At 37.7% G+C, this 2,410-nt stretch carries 1 protein-coding gene; it reads right to left on the bottom strand.

Going from position 1 to position 2,410, the window contains the following annotated elements; translation table 11 throughout:
* The coding region (locus PEPCATONIAE_RS08520) for an InlB B-repeat-containing protein (protein WP_180339384.1) at positions 1–2,410 on the bottom strand (2,410 nt) is incomplete at both ends.

The following is a 2,410-nucleotide window of genomic DNA, read 5'->3' as shown; positions in this document are numbered from 1 at the left end:
ACTGTTTTATTCTCGTTCATTGTAACGTCTAAAACATTTCCCATAACTCCTACTGCTGTGCCATTAACTGTAACTGTATCTAGTTCATAACCAGTCTCTGGTGTAAATGTTAAAGTAACTGTTTCATCTTTATTTACTGTCTTTGATGTTGGTGTTACGCTTCCGTGTCCGCCGTCTACGCTTGCTGTTAATGTATAAGTTACTGGTGTTGGTGGTGGAGTTGGTGTTGCCTTATATTTTACAACTACAGTTTTATCTCCATCCATTGTAAGTGTCAAAGTGTTTCCGCTAACTGGAGTTGCTACATCATTTACTTTTACTTCTTCTATTTCATAGCCAGTCTCTGGTGTAAATGTTAAAGTAACTGTTTCATTTTTATTTTTTGTAGCATTTGTTGGTGTTACGCTTCCGTGTCCACCTTCTACACTTGCTGTTAATGTATAAGTTACTGGTGTTGGTGGTGGAGTTGGTGTTGCTTTGTATTTTACAACGACAGTTTTATCTCCATCCATTGTAAGTGTCAAAGTGTTTCCACTAACTGGGGTTGCTACATCATTTACTTTTACTTCTTCTATTTCATAACCAGTCTCTGGTGTAAATGTTAAAGTAACTGTTTCATTTTTATTTTTTGTAGCATTTGTTGGTGTTACGCTTCCGTGTCCGCCGTCTACACTTGCTGTTAGAGTATAAGTTACTGGTGTTGGTGGTGCGTTTTGGGTCCATTTTGCATATAGTGTTGTGTCTGCATTTATTGTTTCATTTGCAAAGTCAAATGCTGTTGTAAATTCTGCGTCTTTATACCAACCTGCGAATGTGTAGCCGTCTTTTGTCGGGTCTGTAGGTTTCTGTACATGTTCGCCTGGTGCTATTGTTTGTGCACTTACCGCACTTCCGCCATTTGTATTAAATGTTACTGTGTAGCTTGCTGGTGCGTTTTGAGTCCATTTTGCATATATTGTTGTGTCTGCATTTATTGTTTCATTTACAAAGTCGAATGCTGTCGTAAATTCTGCGTCTTTATACCAGCCCGCAAATGTGTAGCCGTCTTTTGTCGGGGCTGCCGGTTTTGTTACATGTTCGCCTGCTGTTATTGTTTGTGGATTTACCGCACTTCCGCCGTTTGTATTAAATGTTACTGTGTATACATAGGTAATATTTAAAGTTACTTCAAAATATCTTCCCCTTAAGCCGGTATCGTAATCATAGGTTACTGTACTTGGTTTTGAGGCGTCAACTATAAAATTAGAATCAGCTCCTTCTATATCATCTGTTGCTTTCGTGATGTCAAAATTACCCGGAAAATCAGTGTAAACTATTTTCATATCACTTGTTTTTACTTTAACATCATACGTTTGGTTATCACCGTCAAAATCTGATATCCGTGTGTTGTTACTTAGGTCCAGGTTTGTCAGCTGATTATTATAACACCTAAGTTCTCCAAGTGCCGTGTTTTTACTTACATCCAGAACTGTTAATTTATTTTTTATACAATTAAGGGACCAAAGTGCCGAGTTCTTACTTAGGTCCAGGTTTGTTAGTTGATTATTACCACAATCAAGTGTTTCCAGTGCCGGGTTGCTTACGTCTAGGTTTGTCAGTTGATTTTCCGAACAATAAAGATCTTCAAGTGCCGTGTTTTTACTTACATCAAAACTTGTCAGTTGATTTTCCGAACAATCAATATATTCAAGTGCCGTGTTTTTACTTACATCCAAACTTGTTAGTTGATTTTCCGAACAATAAAGATCTTTAAGTGCAGTGTTTTTACTTATATCCAGACTTGTTAATTGATTTTTCGAACACCCAAGTTGTTGAAGTGCCGGGTTGTTACTTAGGTCCAGGTTTGTCAGTTGATTTGTCCAACACTCAAGTTTTTGAAGTGCCGGGTTGTTACTTAGGTCCAGGTTTGTCAGTTGATTATGATTACAATCAAGTTTTTGAAGTGCCGAGTTCTTACTTATATCCAGACTTGTTAGTTTATTATTATCACACTCAAGTTTTTGAAGTGCCGAGTTGTTACTTATATCCAGACTTGTTAGTTTATTTAAACCACACCTAAGTTCTTGAAGTGCCGGGTTCTTGCTTACATCCAAACTTGTTAGTTTATTACTATAACAATGAAGTGTTTGAAGTGCCGGGTTTTTACTTACGTCCAGGTTTGTCAGTTTGTTAGCTTCACAATAAAGATATTCAAGTGCCGAGTTGTTACTTACGTCCAGGTTTGTCAGAAAGTTAGCATCACAATGAAGTGTTTGAAGTGCCGGGCTGTTGCTTACGTCCAGGTTTTTTAGTCTATTATTACCACAATTAAGATATTTAAGTGCCGGGTTGTTACTTACGTCCAGGTTTGTCAGTTGGGTAGCTCCACAATAAAGATATTCAAGTGCCGGGTTGTTACTTACGTCCAGGT

Source organism: Peptoniphilus catoniae, assembly GCF_901447155.2.
In the GTDB taxonomy this organism is placed as follows: Bacteria; Bacillota; Clostridia; order Tissierellales; family Peptoniphilaceae; genus Peptoniphilus_E; species Peptoniphilus_E catoniae.
Note: the sequence above shows the minus strand (reverse complement) of the source record. Positions and strands in the feature narration are given on the sequence as shown.